Source organism: Collinsella ureilytica (genome assembly GCF_019795105.1).
In the GTDB taxonomy this organism is placed as follows: Bacteria; Actinomycetota; Coriobacteriia; order Coriobacteriales; family Coriobacteriaceae; genus Collinsella; species Collinsella ureilytica.
Genome location: NZ_JAIMFO010000007.1, coordinates 193,522 through 209,032, shown reverse-complemented (window position 1 = coordinate 209,032; position 15,511 = coordinate 193,522). Strand labels below are relative to the sequence as shown.

Annotated in this window: 13 protein-coding genes; all 13 read left to right on the top strand. The window is 52.5% G+C overall.

What is annotated here, in order from left to right; genetic code table 11:
• Position 1: 1 nt before the first annotated feature.
• Positions 2–2,092, top strand: a complete 2,091-nt coding sequence (glyS, locus tag K6V98_RS06795; RefSeq protein ID WP_222199758.1) for a glycine--tRNA ligase subunit beta — start codon at positions 2–4, stop codon at positions 2,090–2,092.
• Between the two features lie 31 nt (positions 2,093–2,123).
• Positions 2,124–2,984, top strand: coding sequence for a pyruvate, water dikinase regulatory protein (locus K6V98_RS06790; protein WP_222199757.1), 861 nt, complete (start codon positions 2,124–2,126; stop codon positions 2,982–2,984).
• Positions 2,985–3,238: 254 nt separating this feature from the next.
• Positions 3,239–5,998, top strand: coding sequence for a pyruvate, phosphate dikinase (gene ppdK, locus K6V98_RS06785; protein WP_371734539.1), 2,760 nt, complete (start codon positions 3,239–3,241; stop codon positions 5,996–5,998).
• Between the two features lie 115 nt (positions 5,999–6,113).
• Entirely contained in the window at positions 6,114–6,455 is a 342-nt protein-coding gene (gene rplS / locus K6V98_RS06780; protein WP_222199755.1) for a 50S ribosomal protein L19, read from the top strand.
• A 79-nt stretch (positions 6,456–6,534) separates the two neighbouring features.
• Positions 6,535–7,323 (top strand): ribonuclease HII, encoded by a 789-nt coding sequence (gene rnhB / locus K6V98_RS06775; protein WP_222199754.1) that lies wholly within the window; start codon positions 6,535–6,537, stop codon positions 7,321–7,323.
• A 162-nt stretch (positions 7,324–7,485) separates the two neighbouring features.
• On the top strand, positions 7,486–8,091 hold the full coding sequence (locus tag K6V98_RS06770) for a YraN family protein (RefSeq protein ID WP_222199753.1): 606 nt from the start codon (positions 7,486–7,488) through the stop codon (positions 8,089–8,091).
• Positions 8,088–9,611, top strand: a complete 1,524-nt coding sequence (locus K6V98_RS06765) for a YifB family Mg chelatase-like AAA ATPase (RefSeq protein ID WP_306792811.1) — start codon at positions 8,088–8,090, stop codon at positions 9,609–9,611. Before K6V98_RS06770 ends, K6V98_RS06765 begins: the two co-directional genes overlap by 4 nt.
• Positions 9,604–10,530 (top strand): DNA-processing protein DprA, encoded by a 927-nt coding sequence (gene dprA, locus K6V98_RS06760; protein ID WP_371734538.1) that lies wholly within the window; start codon positions 9,604–9,606, stop codon positions 10,528–10,530. The genes K6V98_RS06765 and dprA overlap by 8 nt, the downstream gene beginning before the upstream one ends.
• A 20-nt stretch (positions 10,531–10,550) precedes the next feature.
• Positions 10,551–11,909 carry a methylenetetrahydrofolate--tRNA-(uracil(54)-C(5))-methyltransferase (FADH(2)-oxidizing) TrmFO gene (trmFO, locus tag K6V98_RS06755; RefSeq protein WP_222199751.1) on the top strand — a complete coding sequence of 453 codons (1,359 nt, stop codon included), beginning with the start codon at positions 10,551–10,553 and terminating at the stop codon, positions 11,907–11,909.
• Positions 11,887–12,828 (top strand): tyrosine recombinase XerC, encoded by a 942-nt coding sequence (locus K6V98_RS06750; RefSeq protein WP_222199750.1) that lies wholly within the window; start codon positions 11,887–11,889, stop codon positions 12,826–12,828. Before trmFO ends, K6V98_RS06750 begins: the two co-directional genes overlap by 23 nt.
• Before the next feature lie 159 nt (positions 12,829–12,987).
• On the top strand, positions 12,988–13,767 hold the full coding sequence (gene rpsB, locus K6V98_RS06745) for a 30S ribosomal protein S2 (protein WP_222199749.1): 780 nt from the start codon (positions 12,988–12,990) through the stop codon (positions 13,765–13,767).
• A gap of 27 nt (positions 13,768–13,794) precedes the next feature.
• Entirely contained in the window at positions 13,795–14,667 is an 873-nt protein-coding gene (tsf, locus tag K6V98_RS06740; RefSeq protein WP_222199748.1) for a translation elongation factor Ts, read from the top strand.
• 120 nt (positions 14,668–14,787) lie between these two features.
• Positions 14,788–15,510 (top strand): UMP kinase, encoded by a 723-nt coding sequence (gene pyrH / locus K6V98_RS06735; protein ID WP_222199747.1) that lies wholly within the window; start codon positions 14,788–14,790, stop codon positions 15,508–15,510.
• Position 15,511 lies beyond the last annotated feature (1 nt).

Here is a 15,511-nt window from a genome sequence, read left to right as displayed (position 1 = left end):
CATGGAAACAACCCGCGATTTTCTGCTTGAACTTGGCGTTGAAGAGATGCCATCAGCTCCACTTACCCGTGCTGCGGCTCAGCTTGAGCCCATGCTTGAGCGTGGTCTTTCTGAGGCAGGCTTAGCTCATGGTGCAATTCGAGTCATTTCGACTCCTCGTCGCTTAGCGGTGCTCGCAGAAGCAGTAGCTACAACAACTGAGGAGCTGCGTGAGGTCTTGCGAGGCCCTGCGGCAACGATTGCCTTTGATGAGGCTGGAGCTCCTACCAAGGCAGCCGCCGGTTTTGCAAGAAAAGCCGGTATTGAGGCTTCTGAGCTCATCCGTCGCCAAGATAGCGATGGCAGAGAATATGTCTTTGCTGAACGCATTGTTCCTGCCCGGCCTGCCACACCGCTGCTCTCCCACATCAGTGAGCATCTCATTGCGCAACTCAGCTGGCCTAACTATCGCTCACAGCATTGGGGCTCAACGCGTGATACCTTCGTGCGTCCAATCCGGTGGATTTGTGCACTCTTTGGCTCAGAGCTTGTTCCATGTTCCTATGCAGGGGTGCATGCAGGTCATACTACGCGAGGGCATCGCGTGCTCGGACCAGGTGAGCACTTGGTCGCCGATCCTGCCTCATACGAGGCAGTGCTTGAACAGGCCTTTGTACTCGATGCCCCAAGAAGAGCAGAAATCATCCGTGATGGAATCGCCCGTGTTGAGCGCGAGCTGGGTGTTCGCGTCGATACGCCGCAAAAAACCTTTGATGAGGTTGTTAATCTCTGTGAGTGGCCTACGGTTTTAGTTGGCAATTTTGATCCGAGCTTTCTTGAAGTGCCTTCAGAGATTATTTGTGAATCTATGCTCTCGCATCAGCGGTATTTTCCCACTTATGATGAGGCACATCAGCTCACCACTGCTTTTGTTGTTGTTTCCAATGCCGATCCGGCAGTCTCTCAGACGGTAATTGACGGAAATGAGCGCGTGGTTGCAGCCCGTCTTGCCGACGCCAAGTTCTTTTACGAGGAAGACCTCAAGGTCTCTTTAGATGAGATGCGTTCGCGTCTGGATCGTGTTGGGTTCCATGAAAAGCTCGGTTCAGTGCTCAAAAAGGTTGAACGGATAGAAGATATTACGCTCGCGATTGCCGCAGAAGCACGCCTTGGTGCCAAGCTTGCAGCAGCTGCTGCTCGAGCTGCGCATCTATCAAAGTCCGATTTGGTTTCGAATGCTGTTATTGAGTTTACGAGCCAGCAAGGTGTTATGGGTGGCTATTACGCGCTTGCAGCAGGGGAGGGCGAAGAGGTAGCACATGCTATTCGCGATCAGTATCGTCCGCGCTTTGCAGGAGATGAGCTTCCTGAGACGTTGAGTGGCTGCGTGCTTGCGGTTGCCGATAAGCTCGATACCATTTCGTCTTTGTTTGCAATCGCTGAGCCGCCGACCGGTTCAAAAGATCCGTATGCCCTGCGCCGAGCTGCCATCGGTGTGTTAAATATTTTACGTTCACGCCTTGAGATCTCGTATGAGCCAATTGTTCGGGCGACCTTACATGCCCTGGCAGGACAAGGTGTGAGTTTTGATGCCGAAGAAGTTGAGACAGCGATCTGTTCATTCCTCTTGGGTCGAGCCCAGCAGATGGCGCGTGACGAGGGTATTGCTGCAGACACGGTAGCTGCAATATCGGCGGGTACGGTACGTGTCCCTCAGCATTTCTTTGATCTGGCTCATGCCCTTGAGCATGCCCGTGCCGAGGCTCCAGAAACTTTTGTCGATCTTGCAGTTGCCTATGCCCGAGCATCTCATCTTGCAGACGCCTCGTTTGCTCCTCGGACATCTGAGGTTTATCCGGCAGGTGCAGAGGCAGATTTGTCTTTTGCAATTGATCAGGCAAATACTGAGGTAGTTCGTCTCATGGCAGATCATGACTATAGAGCTGTTATTAGCAAGCTTGCAGGTCTTCGAGATCCTATTGACCGCTTCTTTGATGAGGTTATGGTTATGGATGAGGATGCAGATCTACGCCGGCGTCGCGTTGGTTTGCTCAATCGGTTCGTAGGGGTCTTTGCAGACATTGCCGATGTTGGACTGCTCGAAGGAGCATAAGCACAACAAACCCTGTGCGAGGAGGGCATCTATGAGAGAGCATGCGATTACGGTCATTGCGGTATCGGATGCCCTGGGGCGCACAGCAGCTGAAGTTGCCTTTGCTGCAACCGGGCAATTTCCTCAAGGCATCATTGCCATTGAGCGTTTGGCAAAGGTTGACTCAGCAGATATTGTTGAGCGCCGTTTGACTCCGCTTCTCAAGGCGGGCGAGCGGGTGGCGGTGTTGCATACCATTGCAGATCCAACCATTCGCGCTCAAGTTGAGGAGCGTCTTGCTCTGCTTGGCGTTGATGCGGTTGATTTATTAGGCCCTGTCGTAGATACCTTTGCTCATTTGCTCAATCGCGAGCCTCGAGGGATTGCTGGCACCATTCATCGTACTGATGAGCAGTATTTTCAGCGCATTCAAGCCATGGAGTACTTCGTTGAGCACGATGATGGTCGTGGTGCTGATGATCTATCTGAGGCCGATATCGTGCTGTTGGGTATTTCTCGAACCTCCAAAACACCGCTTTCTATGTATTTGGCTTTTCAAGGGTATAAGGTTGCCAATATTCCTTTAGCACCTGGACTTGAACCCCCTGCCTCAATCTTTGAGATTGATCCTGCAAAGCTGTTTGGACTCATCTCAACCGTTGAAGTCATTACTGATATCCGCGAGCAGCGCTTAGGCGATGATTTCTCGCGAGCAGTTGCTGCGAGTTACTCTGATCCACAGTCGATTCGCCAAGAAATGGAAGAAGCTCGTGCGCTGATGCGACGCTTAGGCTGTTTTATTGTGCGCACCGATCAAAAGGCAATTGAGGAGTCTGCCGCCGAGATAATCGGTCGGCTCGAGGCAATTGAGCGTGCGCGGCGGCTTCGAGGGCAAGGTCTTACAACCACATAATTTCGGCTCAAGATCGTGAGGCACACTGAGGATCTTGAGCGGTTGAGTTTTTACATACCAACAGGTAGCATCATAGCAATACCACATGGTTGGCCGTCCACCTAGGGATTTCGACCGGCTGCACCTTATACATGCGATCACTACATGTTGCAGCAGCTGGTTTCCTATAGTTCGATCAGGCTCGGTCAAATCAGTCCGGGTCTGCCGACCAGAGCGCTGCCGCATCTGAGATGGGGCGGGGAAGGGGGATTGCCGTGACGGACGAGCAGAGGGTCTTTCGATTTGGATCCGATGAGCACGGGAACGATGTGACCGAAGGCGATGCTTCTATGAAGTATCGGCTGGGAGGCAAGGGAGCAAATCTCGCTGAGATGGCTCGTATTGGTCTTCCGGTACCTCCGGGCTTCACGATTACCTGCCAGACCTGTACTGCGTATGCAAATGCAGGAAACGTGTGGCCAGAGGGTGCGCTTTCAGAAATTGATGAGGCTGTAGAAGATCTTGAGAGCCGATTGGGCAAGCGTCTCGGTGACAGCCACGATCCCTTGCTTGTGTCGGTTCGCTCAGGAGCTCCATTTTCTATGCCTGGCATGATGGATACCGTCTTGAACCTCGGACTCAACGATGAGTCGGTGCAAGGTCTCATTGCCCAGACTGAAAATCCCCGTTTTGCCTGGGATAGTTATCGGCGCTTCATTCAAATGTTTTCTAATGTGGTTATGGGCGTGGATGCTGATCTGTTTGAAAATGCCTTAACGCAGCGCCGTTTAGTTGCAGGTGTGCGTGCTGACTCTGATCTTTCAGCAGATGATTTGCAAGAACTCGTGATCGAGTTTAAGGAGATCTTCTCCGAGAATGTTTCTCAGACAGCCTATCCTGAGCTTGATCTGAGTAACGGTCGCGTGCAATTCCCGCGTGATCCGCGCTTGCAGCTTCGTCTCGCGATTCAGGCAGTGTTTGGTAGCTGGATGAATGAGCGTGCATGTCTGTATCGCAAGCACAATTCCATCTCTGATGATCTGGGTACGGCAGTCAATGTTCAGGTCATGGTCTTTGGAAATAAGGGCAATACCTCAGCCACTGGAGTTGCATTTACACGAAATCCCGCAGACGGAACTCACGAGTTTTACGGAGACTTCCTTGTCAATGCCCAAGGCGAAGACGTGGTTGCCGGTATTCGCAATACCGAGCCCATCAGTGATCTCGTGGGTATTCCGGAACTTGCTGCAGCAGGACGCCAGCTCGAAGAAACCTTTGTCATCCTTGAGAATCATTATCGCGATATGTGCGATATCGAATTTACGATTGAGCAAGGTAGACTTTGGATGCTGCAGACCCGTGTAGGAAAGCGTACTGCCCAGGCAGCCTTAAAGATTGCTGTTGATATGGTTGAGGAGGGCTTAATCTCGCGTGAAGAGGCAGTATCGCGGATTGACCCTGCCCAGCTTGACCAGCTTTTGCATCCACAGTTTGATATGACAGCCAAGCTTGATATCTTGGCGCGCGGCCTTAATGCAAGTCCGGGTGCTGCAGTGGGCGAGATCGTCTTTTCGTCTGACGATGCAGTAGCAGCAGCTGAAGAGGGTCGTTCGGTAGTCTTGGTTCGTTGGGAGACCAATCCCGATGACCTTAAAGGTATGACTGTTGCCGAAGGCATCCTTACGAGCCATGGTGGTAAGACGAGTCACGCAGCTGTTATTGCCCGTGGCATGGGAACACCTTGTGTCTGCGGTGTTGAGGCCTTCCATATTGATGCGGTCAAAAAGGAGGTACGGATCGAGGGTAGCGATCACATCCTTCATGAGGGTGATGTCATTTCTATTGATGGAGCCCAAGGCATTGTAGTTGCCGGTGCGGTGCCGTTGGTCTCTGCTGAGATGACCGGGGATCTTGATACGGTACTATCTTGGGCAGATGAGATTCGTCTCGATACAACGTCTGGTCGCGCGCATCACGTGCGCGTCAACGCCGATAATCCCTCAGATGCTCAGCTTGCCCTTTCCTTTGGGGCAGAGGCAATTGGTCTTTGCCGTACTGAGCATATGTTCTTAGGCGAACGCAAAGACATCATCCAATCCTTCATTCTCTCTGATACTGACACGGTACGGATCCATGCTCTTGATGAACTCTTGCGCGTTCAGACCGAGGACTTCTTGGAGATCTTCCGTACGATGAACGGGCGCTCTGTGGTGGTTCGCCTGATTGACCCACCCTTGCATGAGTTCTTAGATGATCCTCGTGAACTTGCAATAGAAATTGCTCGGCTTGAGGCCTTAGGTGCTACTGAGGATGAGCTGGCAGAAAAACGTGCCCTGCTGCGGAGGATCGACGGTATGGCTGAGTCTAATCCCATGCTTGGCTTGCGTGGTGTCAGACTCTCGATCGTCTATCCCGACCTGCCGCTCATGCAGGTTCGCGCCATTGCTACGGCTGCGGCTCGCCTCATTCGCGACGAGGGCTTAGATCCAAAGCCTGAGATCATGATTCCTTTGGTCTCTATTACCGAAGAGCATGTGCAGACACGAGCCATTGCTGAACAGGTGCTCAAAGAGGTAGAGCGCGAGTATGGTGTGTCGCTTGAGATTCCCATCGGAACTATGGTTGAGCTTCCGCGTGCTTGCTTTGTTGCGGGAGAGATTGCCAAGACCTCAGAGTTCTTCTGCTTCGGCACGAATGACCTCACACAGACAACCTTTGGCTTCTCGCGCGATGACGCAGAAAGCAAGTTCATACCGATCTATCTGCATAAGAAGGTCTTGGACGACAATCCCTTTGAAACGATCGATGAGACGGTGGTAGATCTCGTTGCCATGGCCGTTGAGCGGGGTCGTGCTGTAAGACCAGACATGCACTTTGGAGTCTGCGGTGAACATGGTGGAGATCCAAGGAGCATCCTTGTCTTCTTTAACCGTGCAGGCGTAGATTATGTGAGCTGCTCGCCTTATCGTGTGCCCATTGCACGGCTCTGTGCCGCACAAGCCAAATTAGAGGCACAATCCGAGCGGGATGCGTGAAGGACTTGAGGATTGCCCTTGTCAATACGGAGAGCTCGCGTATAATTCATGCCGTTTGTTCAACCTATGTGCCAGCTGCGCGCTCGGCACCTCTGGAAGAGTGAGGATACGACAGATGGACTACATCCGCGCAATTGAGCGCCAGCAGATCCGCGAGGACATCCCCGAGGTTCGCGTTGGTGATAACGTGAAAGTGCATTACCGCATTAAGGAGGGTGAGCGCGAGCGCATCCAGGTGTTCCAGGGTGATGTCATTCGCATGAGTGGCGAGGGCGCACGCGAGACCTTTACGGTTCGTAAGCTTTCCTTTGGTACGGGTGTTGAGCGTACCTTCCCGCTGCACAGCCCCAAGATTGGCAAGCTTGAGGTCGTCCGTCATGGTAAGGTTCGTCGTGCGAAGCTCTATTACCTCCGTGATAAGGTGGGTAAGGCCGCTCGCATTCCAGAGAAGCGCTAAGCGGTAACACGGTTCAAAAGACCAGGGTATGATCAGGGGTCGCCAGGTGGCGGCCCCTGTTTTGTGCAAAGGATTGCAGATGGCAAATCTATCATCATCAGATACCGCAGCACATATCGCTGCTGAGCTTGCGAGCGCTCAAAGAGATGAGGCACGCAGGCTCATTGAGCTTTTCTGCGAGGATCCGCGCTCCCAGGTGCAGACTGCACTGAAGCGTGCACGGCGTCGGCTTGAGCGTGATCAAGCAGAGCATGATCGTGTACGTGAGCTCTATCGGTATATGCACGAGCTCGGTGGTCATGGTTTGATTCTCGGTGTAGATGAAGTGGGTCGCGGATCCATTGCCGGTCCGTTAACGGTTTGTGCCCTCAGTTTGCCGGATGAACCCATCATCTGGGGTATTGATGATTCAAAGCGTTTAAGCCCACAAAAGCGCCAGGTCTTGGCAGCTCAAATTTTAGAAGTAGCCCAGGCTGTGGGGATATGCCATATCGAGCCAGCTCGAATTGACGTCATTGGCATGGCCGCTGCCTTGCGCGAGGCAGTTCTAGGAGCCATTGCTGATACTGGCGTTGAGCCAGATGCCGTGCTCATTGATGGAACTCCCTTGCAGGTGCACCAGCGAGAGATTGATGTCGTCCACGGAGATGCCCGGGTGGCCTCAATTGCTGCAGCAAGTATTGTTGCTAAGGTTACCCGTGATGACCTCATGGTTGAACTTGATGAGATCTACCCTGGGTACAGCTTTTCTGCTTCTAAGGGCTATGCTTCACCCGATCATATTGCAGCCATTGGCAAGCTCGGTTTAAGTCCTGTTCATCGAGTAAGTTTCTGTGGGAATTTCTTAAAAACTGAATCCTTGTTTTAAGCCATATTCACTCAGATGCTTTGACCTATTGTGCGCTTGAGTAGCTCTGTTAATCAGACCTCTTGCGTGCGTCAGATCACCGTGAGATCTTTGAGCTTCTTCACGCTATGTACGTGAGAATACTCGGTGCAGGATGGATCCCATGACATGAAGGGAGCCATGATGCACGAACACCGCATTACCGAACTGTACTATCGAGAGCAGACCCATTGGCATGAGGAAGCGTGTGCGGGTGATCTCGCGTCTGAAGTAGACGCACAGGCATATGCCTGTAAAGGTGCATGTCCTCATGAGGTGCGCCAAGAGAGTTCTCGGGGTGGAGCAAGGCAAAGGGATGCAGACGATCTCGCTGGAGAAGATCCCACTGATCGGGCATGCGATCGAAACCTTAATCGATCTGAGCTTGGGCGGCTGGGTGAAGATCTTGCAGCAGAGCATCTCCGTAGTCTTGGATTTGTAATCCTGGAGCGCAATTACCGCTGCTGTGAGGGAGAGGCAGACCTTGTTGCCTTAGATCCTGATGACACGACGGTTGTTTTGGTTGAAGTGAAAACGAGACGCACGCAAGATAGCAGCGAGGAGCTCTTTGTTGAGGAGGCAGTAGATGCTCGAAAGCGCCAACGATATCGCCGCATTGCGAGTGCCTATCTTATGTCGCACTATCCGGTCGTTTCAATTCGATTTGACGTTGTTGCCATAACAATCCCCCTATCTGGAGAAGTTGAAATTTTTCATATTCCGAATGCATTTGGGTGGGAGGCTGAATGATGAGACCGACGAGCCCTCCGTCATTTGCTGTACGGGCTGCTTGCATTCGAGGTATTGAGGCAGCTCCTGTGACCGTGGAAGTGTCTATGTCGGGAGGCATTCCTGGTATTTGTATTGTTGGACTCGGAGATGCAGCTGTTATGGATGCTCGTGTGCGCATTCGTGCTGCTTTGCGCTCTGCAGGATATGAGGTGCCGCGAAAAAATATCACCGTGAATCTTGCTCCGGGAGATCTCAGAAAAACAGGAGCGGGGCTTGATCTCCCCATAGCTATAGCCATTTTGGCGATTTCTGGTCAGATTCCACCACAAGGCCTTGATGAGTATCTGTTCTGCGGGGAACTCGGGCTTGACGGTCGAGTAGAGGCAGTAAAGGGGGGAGTTTCCTATGCCTTGCTTGCTCGAGATTTGGGACTCACGCTCGTGCAAGGCCAGGGAGGTAGTGAAATTCCACTTCCAGGCGTTCTTGTAAAACGACTCGAGGCGCTGGGACGCTTGAGGCAAGGTATCCAGGATGCTTTAGTTGTGCATACAACGTTGAGCGAGGCTTTGGTTGTCTCATGTAGCTCAGGAGACTTCTCTGATGTGGTGGGGCAAGAGGTTGCCAAACGTGCGCTGGCTGTAGCTGCTGCAGGCGGCCACGGGATGCTCATGGTAGGCCCTCCTGGTGCAGGAAAGACCATGCTTGCTCGGCGTTTTACCGGTATCTTGCCTGCAATTTCTGAACGAGAACGCCAAGAAGCGCTCTGCATACATTCCGTTGTAGGCGAGGATGTATCTGGTTTGTTATCCGGTGTGCGTCCATTTCGCTCACCGCATCATAGTATTTCTGCCGCTGGTCTTGCTGGTGGCGGCCGTCCCGTAAGACCAGGAGAGATTAGCCTCGCTCACGGCGGGGTGCTTTTCTTAGATGAGTTGGCGGAGTTTCCTGGATCAATTCTTCAGATTTTGCGCCAACCCATGGAGGAGGGTTGGATACAGATTGTGAGAGCTGACGGCGGGTATCGCCTGCCGTGTCGTTTTCAACTGTTAGCGGCAAGCAATCCCTGTCCGTGTGGATATGTAGGCGACCCACAGGTGGATTGTACCTGTAACGCTGCTGCAGTTGATCGCTATCAAATGAGAATTGGAGGTCCTTTGGCAGATCGTATTGATATTCGCTTAGATATTGCACGCCCGGCACCCGACTTGATCGTGGAGGGAGCGGAGGGTCTCTGTACTCATGATCTGAAAGCATTGGTAGAGCAAGGACGTACTTTTGGACGCTGGAGGCGATCTCATAGGCACCTGTCAGATGCCGCTCATACAGAGGGAGTTACAGCTTCTTTTGATCTCGATGAGGCGGGGGAGCGAGCGCTCTTGAGGCTTGCTCGCGCTGCACATTTAACCGGGCGCGGCATGGTAAGGCTTTGTCGAGTTGCGCGGACGGTTGCAGATATTGCAGAGGCTGAGCGCTGTAGTCAAGAGCACGTACTGGAGGCTTCTATGTATCAAGGCAGGGGTGGAGGCTGCGGTGGATGAGCAAAGCTATGAGATCTATACCAATGATCCTCACTATCCCGCGAGCCTGACTGAGCTCTCAGATGCTCCACCCGTTTTATATGTACGGGGGAACTTGGAGGCCTTAAAACGCCCGGGTCTGAGTATCGTTGGAGCTCGTGGGGCAACTCCGTATGGCCGAGCAATTGCTGAGATGGCAGCTCGCGTGGCGGCCGAATCAGGCATTGCCGTTATTTCTGGTGGTGCCAGAGGTTGTGATGCCGCAGCTGGAGCAGAGGCTATTGAAGCAGGTGGTACTCATATTGCAGTTCTCGGCTGCGGTGCAGATGTGGTCTATCCTAAAAGCTCGAGAAGACTGCTTGAGCAAACGATTGTAAGCGGAGGAGCACTTGTTTCTCTCGATCCGTGGGGAACACCACCGAGAAGATGGGCCTTCCCGCGCAGAAATCGCGTTATCGCTGCCTTAGGTCTGGCGCTTTTGGTAACCGAGGCAGGTATACCTTCAGGCACGTTCTCTACGGCAGAAGCAGCATTAGAATTGGGTCGTGAGCTGTTGGCAGTACCTGGATCAATCTTGTCGAATAGCTCGCGGGGTAGCAATCGGCTCATTGCAGAAGGAGCTGTTTGTATTGCTGACGAGGAGGCATTAGAAGTAGCTATATCGAGGATCTTTGGGGTTTTGCGACCAGGGAGGCTTGCTATACAACAGAGGGAAGATATGAGTGAGGCGGAGCGGCATCTGATGACAGCCCTCGTCGCCTCTCCGATCACGATCGAAGCGATTGGACGTCTTTTAAACCTTGATGGGCAGGCGGCCCTTATTTTGGTATCAAGTTTGTTATCGCGTGGCCTTGTGGAACGATTGGTTGATGGAAGGATTTCTGCCAGTGCAGCCACCCTTCATGCTCTAAGCTCAGTGGGGCACCATACAACGTGCTAGAAAACCGATGAGGGAGTTCTATGACTCGTGCGAATGTTACGGTTATTGGCGGCGGACTTGCAGGATCAGAATGTGCGTGCCAGCTTGCAGATCGCGGCGTTTCGGTATGTCTCTTTGAGATGCGGCCTGAGGTGAGCTCTCCTGCCCACCATACAGGTCACCTTGCTGAGCTTGTCTGTTCAAATTCTTTGAAATCAACGCGCCCAGATTCTGCAGCTGGTCTCTTAAAACGTGAGCTGAGTTTGATGGGCTCAATTCTTTTGAAAGCTGCTTTTCAAACGCAGGTTCCTGCTGGAGGAGCACTCGCGGTTGATCGTGAGGCCTTTGCTCATGCTGTGGAGTTAGAGATACAAAAACGGCCAAATATCCAGGTTATCAGAGAAGAGGTTACCGAAATTCCTCAAGGCTCGGTAGTCATTGCCGCAGGGCCGCTCTGCTCGCCCGCTCTGGCGGCGCAAATTGAGGATCTTGTGGGTCAAGATTCCCTTTCCTTCTTTGATGCGGCAGCTCCAATCGTTGACGCAGCGAGCCTGAACTATGAGATCTTATTTCGCCAGTCGCGCTATGAAGAACAAGCACAAGGAGACTATCTGAATGCCCCACTTTCCCGTGAGGAATATGAGGCGTTCATCTCTGAGCTCATAGGTGCAAAGCGAGTCATTCCAAAAGATTTTGAATCGAGAGATCTCTTTCAGGCCTGCCAGCCTGCGGAAGAGATCGCACGGAAAGGAATAGATGCGATTCGTTTTGGTGCCATGAAGCCCGTGGGTCTCACCGATCCAAGATGTGGTCGTCGTCCATGGGCAGCGGTGCAGCTGCGAGCTGAGAATGCACAGCTGAGCGCATATAACTTGGTGGGCTTTCAAACCAATCTCACCTTTGCTGAGCAGCGCCGCGTATTTCGCATGATACCTGGGCTTGAAGAGGCAGAGTTTTTCCGTTACGGCGTGATGCATCGCAATACCTTCATCGATAGTCCTCATCTATTAGATACAAGCTTCGCATTGCCGAAAACCACCATTCGCTTTGCTGGGCAGATCACCGGCACAGAAGGATATGTTGAGGCCATAGCCTCAGGTCTCATAGCAGGTCTTAATACCTATGCCGATCTTTTTGATCGTCCACGCCTTGAGCTGCCTGATACGGGAGCATTCGGATCCTTGGCTGCCTATGCGACTAGCTCCGAGGTCGCAAACTATCAACCCATGCATGTGAATTTTGGCATCGTGCCGCCTCTGGCAGGGGAGCGCCCTCGCAATAAAAAAGAGCGCTATGCTGCCTTTGCCGAGCGAGCGATCAGTGATCTTTCTTCCTATATTGCTGAGCGATCCGATATATGGCTGCGAGGTGCAAAAGATGAGTCGCAATCGTTTTGTTGATGCAGTTGATGACTTCATTTCGTATCTCTCGTTAGCACGTATAGCTTCACCAGAAACGGTGCGCGCATATAGCTCGCATATTGAACAATTCATTGCATGGCTGGATCTCAAAGACCTTGATGGTCTTGAAGTACCACCCCGTGAGCTTCGATCCTATCTTGCTAATCTATCACAAGCTGGTCTGGCACCAAAAAGCATTGCCGCTCATCTTTCGTCCATGCGCTCGCTGTATCGCTGGCTAGTCATTGAAGACATCATCCAAAACGACCCGACCGCTGCACTTATGGCACCTAAGTTGCCAAAAACATTGCCACACACCCTAACAGCGACCCAGATGGATCGGTTTTTGAAAACACCTGATACGAGCCGCCCCGATGGCTTGCGCGATGCCTGCTTTCTTGAATTTCTTTATGCGAGCGGGGCGCGTATTTCTGAGGCGGCAAATTTAACGATCGATTCATTTTCTCCAGGCTATAAAACTGCTCGCCTGCATGGCAAGGGAGACAAGGAGCGCATCGTTCCTTTGCACCGATCAGCCCGTCTGCTTATGGAAGACTATCTTTTAGAGGCACGGCCAGAACTCCTAGCAAAAGCTCGCCTGCCTCAGATGCACGAACGCGCAGTTTTTATATCAACCCGTGGCCGTCCCATGACAGCTGATGCCTTGCGCTCACGGTTTCGCCGTTTACGGATTGAGGCTGGAGTTCCGGCAGGCATCACCCCTCATGCCATGCGTCATACGTTTGCCACCGATCTGCTTGCTGGTGGTGCAGATTTGCGCTCAGTACAAGAGCTCTTGGGTCATGCGAGTCTCTCGACCACGCAGCTCTATACGCACCTCACACCGGAGCGCTTGCAAGACGCTTTGATTCAGGCTCATCCGCGCGCTGAGACATCTCAAGGTAAGCACTTGGAATAAGCGTTCATTCCTGCTATCCTTTTGCAGGTTGCGCCGAGGGCGTAGCATCTATTTCACACGCGCGGCTACTAAATTGCCGTGGTCCTCGTTCTTTTGGCATGTGGGCGAGGGGCAATTAGGGTTGACCCCGCGCGGAGGCAAACCACAGGAGGTATACACATGGCCACGAAGATTAATATCCGCACACTGCTTGAGGCTGGCTGCCACTTCGGCCACCAGACCCGTCGCTGGAACCCAAAGATGAAACCTTATATCTTTGGTGACCGCAATGGCATTTATATTCTTGATCTGAAGCAGACCATTACTGAGGCTGACCGCGCATATACGTTTTTGCGTGAGACCTGTGCCTCTGGTGGCAAGGTCTTGTTTGTAGGCACCAAAAAGCAGGCTCAGGAGGCAGTGAAGAACGCAGCCGAGCGTGCTGGCATGCCCTATATTAACCAGCGTTGGCTCGGCGGTATGCTCACGAACTTTGTAACTATTCGTTCGCGCATCAATCGCATGGAAGAGCTTGAGACCATGGTCGAGGATGGCTCCATGGCTCTGCGCGTTAAGAAGGAGCAGGCTGTTCTTGGAAAAGAGCTCGCTAAGCTTCAGAGCAACCTCGGTGGTGCCCGCGATCTCAAGGCGCTTCCCCAGGCCATTTTCATCATTGATACCAAGCGTGAGGAGAATGCCATCAAGGAGGCTCGCCGCTTGGGTATTCCTGTTGTTGCCCTCATTGATACGAACTCTGATCCCGATGAGGTTGGTTTTGGTGTGCCGTGCAATGACGATGCCATCTCCTCCATCTCTTTGATGTGTGACCTCTTCGCAGACGCTTGCTTAGCAGGTACGGGCAAGGAGCAGATCACGGTGGCAGAGATGTCTGCTCCAGCAGAGGCTCCTGCAACGCCTGGGGCTCCCGCAGCCGCAGAGGCACCTGCAGCTACTGAGTAATTACTTGTCCTTAAGAAAGGAACCGCTATGGCACAGATCACTGCTGCTCTCGTCAAGCAGCTCCGCGAGATGACTGGCTCTCCGATGATGGAGTGCAAAAAGGCACTTGTTGAGGCTGATGGTGACTTGGATGCAGCCGTTGATATTATGCGCAAAAATGGCCTCGCCGCTGCTGCTAAAAAGGCTGGTCGCGCCACGAATGAGGGCACCATTGCTGCATTCATCTCAGAAGATGGCAAAACGGGCGCACTTGTTGAGATCTCTTGTGAGACTGACTTTGTTGCGTCCAATCCAACCTTTACCGGATTTGCTGCACAGGTCGCTGAGCTTGCCGCCGCAGCCAATCCTCAAAGCGTTGATGAGCTTATGGCTGCCAAGCTTGGCTCTGGCGATACGGTAGAGAATGGCTTAACTGAGCTCATTCACGTCATTGGCGAGAATATGAAAATCGCTCGCGTTGCTCGTCGCCAGACTGAATCTGGTGTTCTTTCAAGCTATATCCACATGGGTGGCAAGATTGGCGTTCTCGTAGAGTTCTCCTTCGAAAGGCCCGAGACTGCCAAGGCGGCCGAGTTTGCAACCTTTGCTCATGATATTGCTATGCAGGTTGCAGCCACTGCTCCGGTTGCCGCTACGCGAAACGATGTTCCTGCAGACGTTGTTGAGCATGAGCGATCCATTTATCTTGCTCAGGCTGCTGAGTCTGGAAAGCCCGAGAACATCCAGGAAAAGATGGCGCAGGGCAGGCTCGAGAAGTTCTTCAAGGGTTCTGTCTTGACCGAGCAGGAGTTTATTAAAGACACAGATATCACGGTTAAGGCCTATGCTGAGCGTGTCTCTGCATCTCTTGGCGATACCGTTGCTATCGTTGGTTTTGAGCGCATCGAGCGCGGCGAGTAGTTTTTTACACGAGATGCAAAGCAGGCCGAGGAGCACCGAGCCCCTCGGCCTGCTTTCACATGTACTGCACTCCGATCCTGCTAAAATGAACAGGATTGGTCTGTTCAAAAGGAGGATGTTGTGACGGAGTACCGGTATCAACGTGTGCTACTCAAGCTCTCCGGCGAAGCGCTCATGGGGGAGAGCTCCTATGGCATTGACCCTGTAGTAACTGAGCGTTTGGCACGGCAGATCAAAAAGATCTCTGATGAAGGCATTGAAGTTGGCATTGTTGTTGGCGGCGGCAATATTTTCCGTGGCCTCGCTGCATCTGCTGATGGTATGGATCGAGCACAGGCAGACTATATGGGTATGCTTGCAACGGTCATGAATGCTCTTGCTTTGCAAGATGCCTTTGAGCAGCAGGGTTGCGCTTCCAGAGTGATGAGCGCCATTCAGATGAATGAGGTTTGTGAGCCCTATATTCGCAGACGGGCGATGAACCATCTTGCAAAGGGCGAGATTGTCATCTTTGCTGCAGGCTCAGGCAATCCTTTCTTTACGACTGATACGGCAGCAGCCCTTCGTGCGTGCGAAATTGGCGCAGACTGTTTAATGAAGGCCACTAAGGTTGATGGCATCTACGATAGCGATCCCGTTCGCAATGAAGACGCTATTCGCTTTGATACGATTAGCTACCATGAAGTGCTCGTACGTGGGCTGCAAGTCATGGATGCAACCGCAACTGCGCTCTGTCAAGATAACAATATGCCAATCGTCGTTTTAAATATTGAAGGCGAAGATAATATTTTAAGAGCCCTCTCGGGCGAGCCCGTTGGTACCGTCGTCTTCCAGGAGGAGTAGC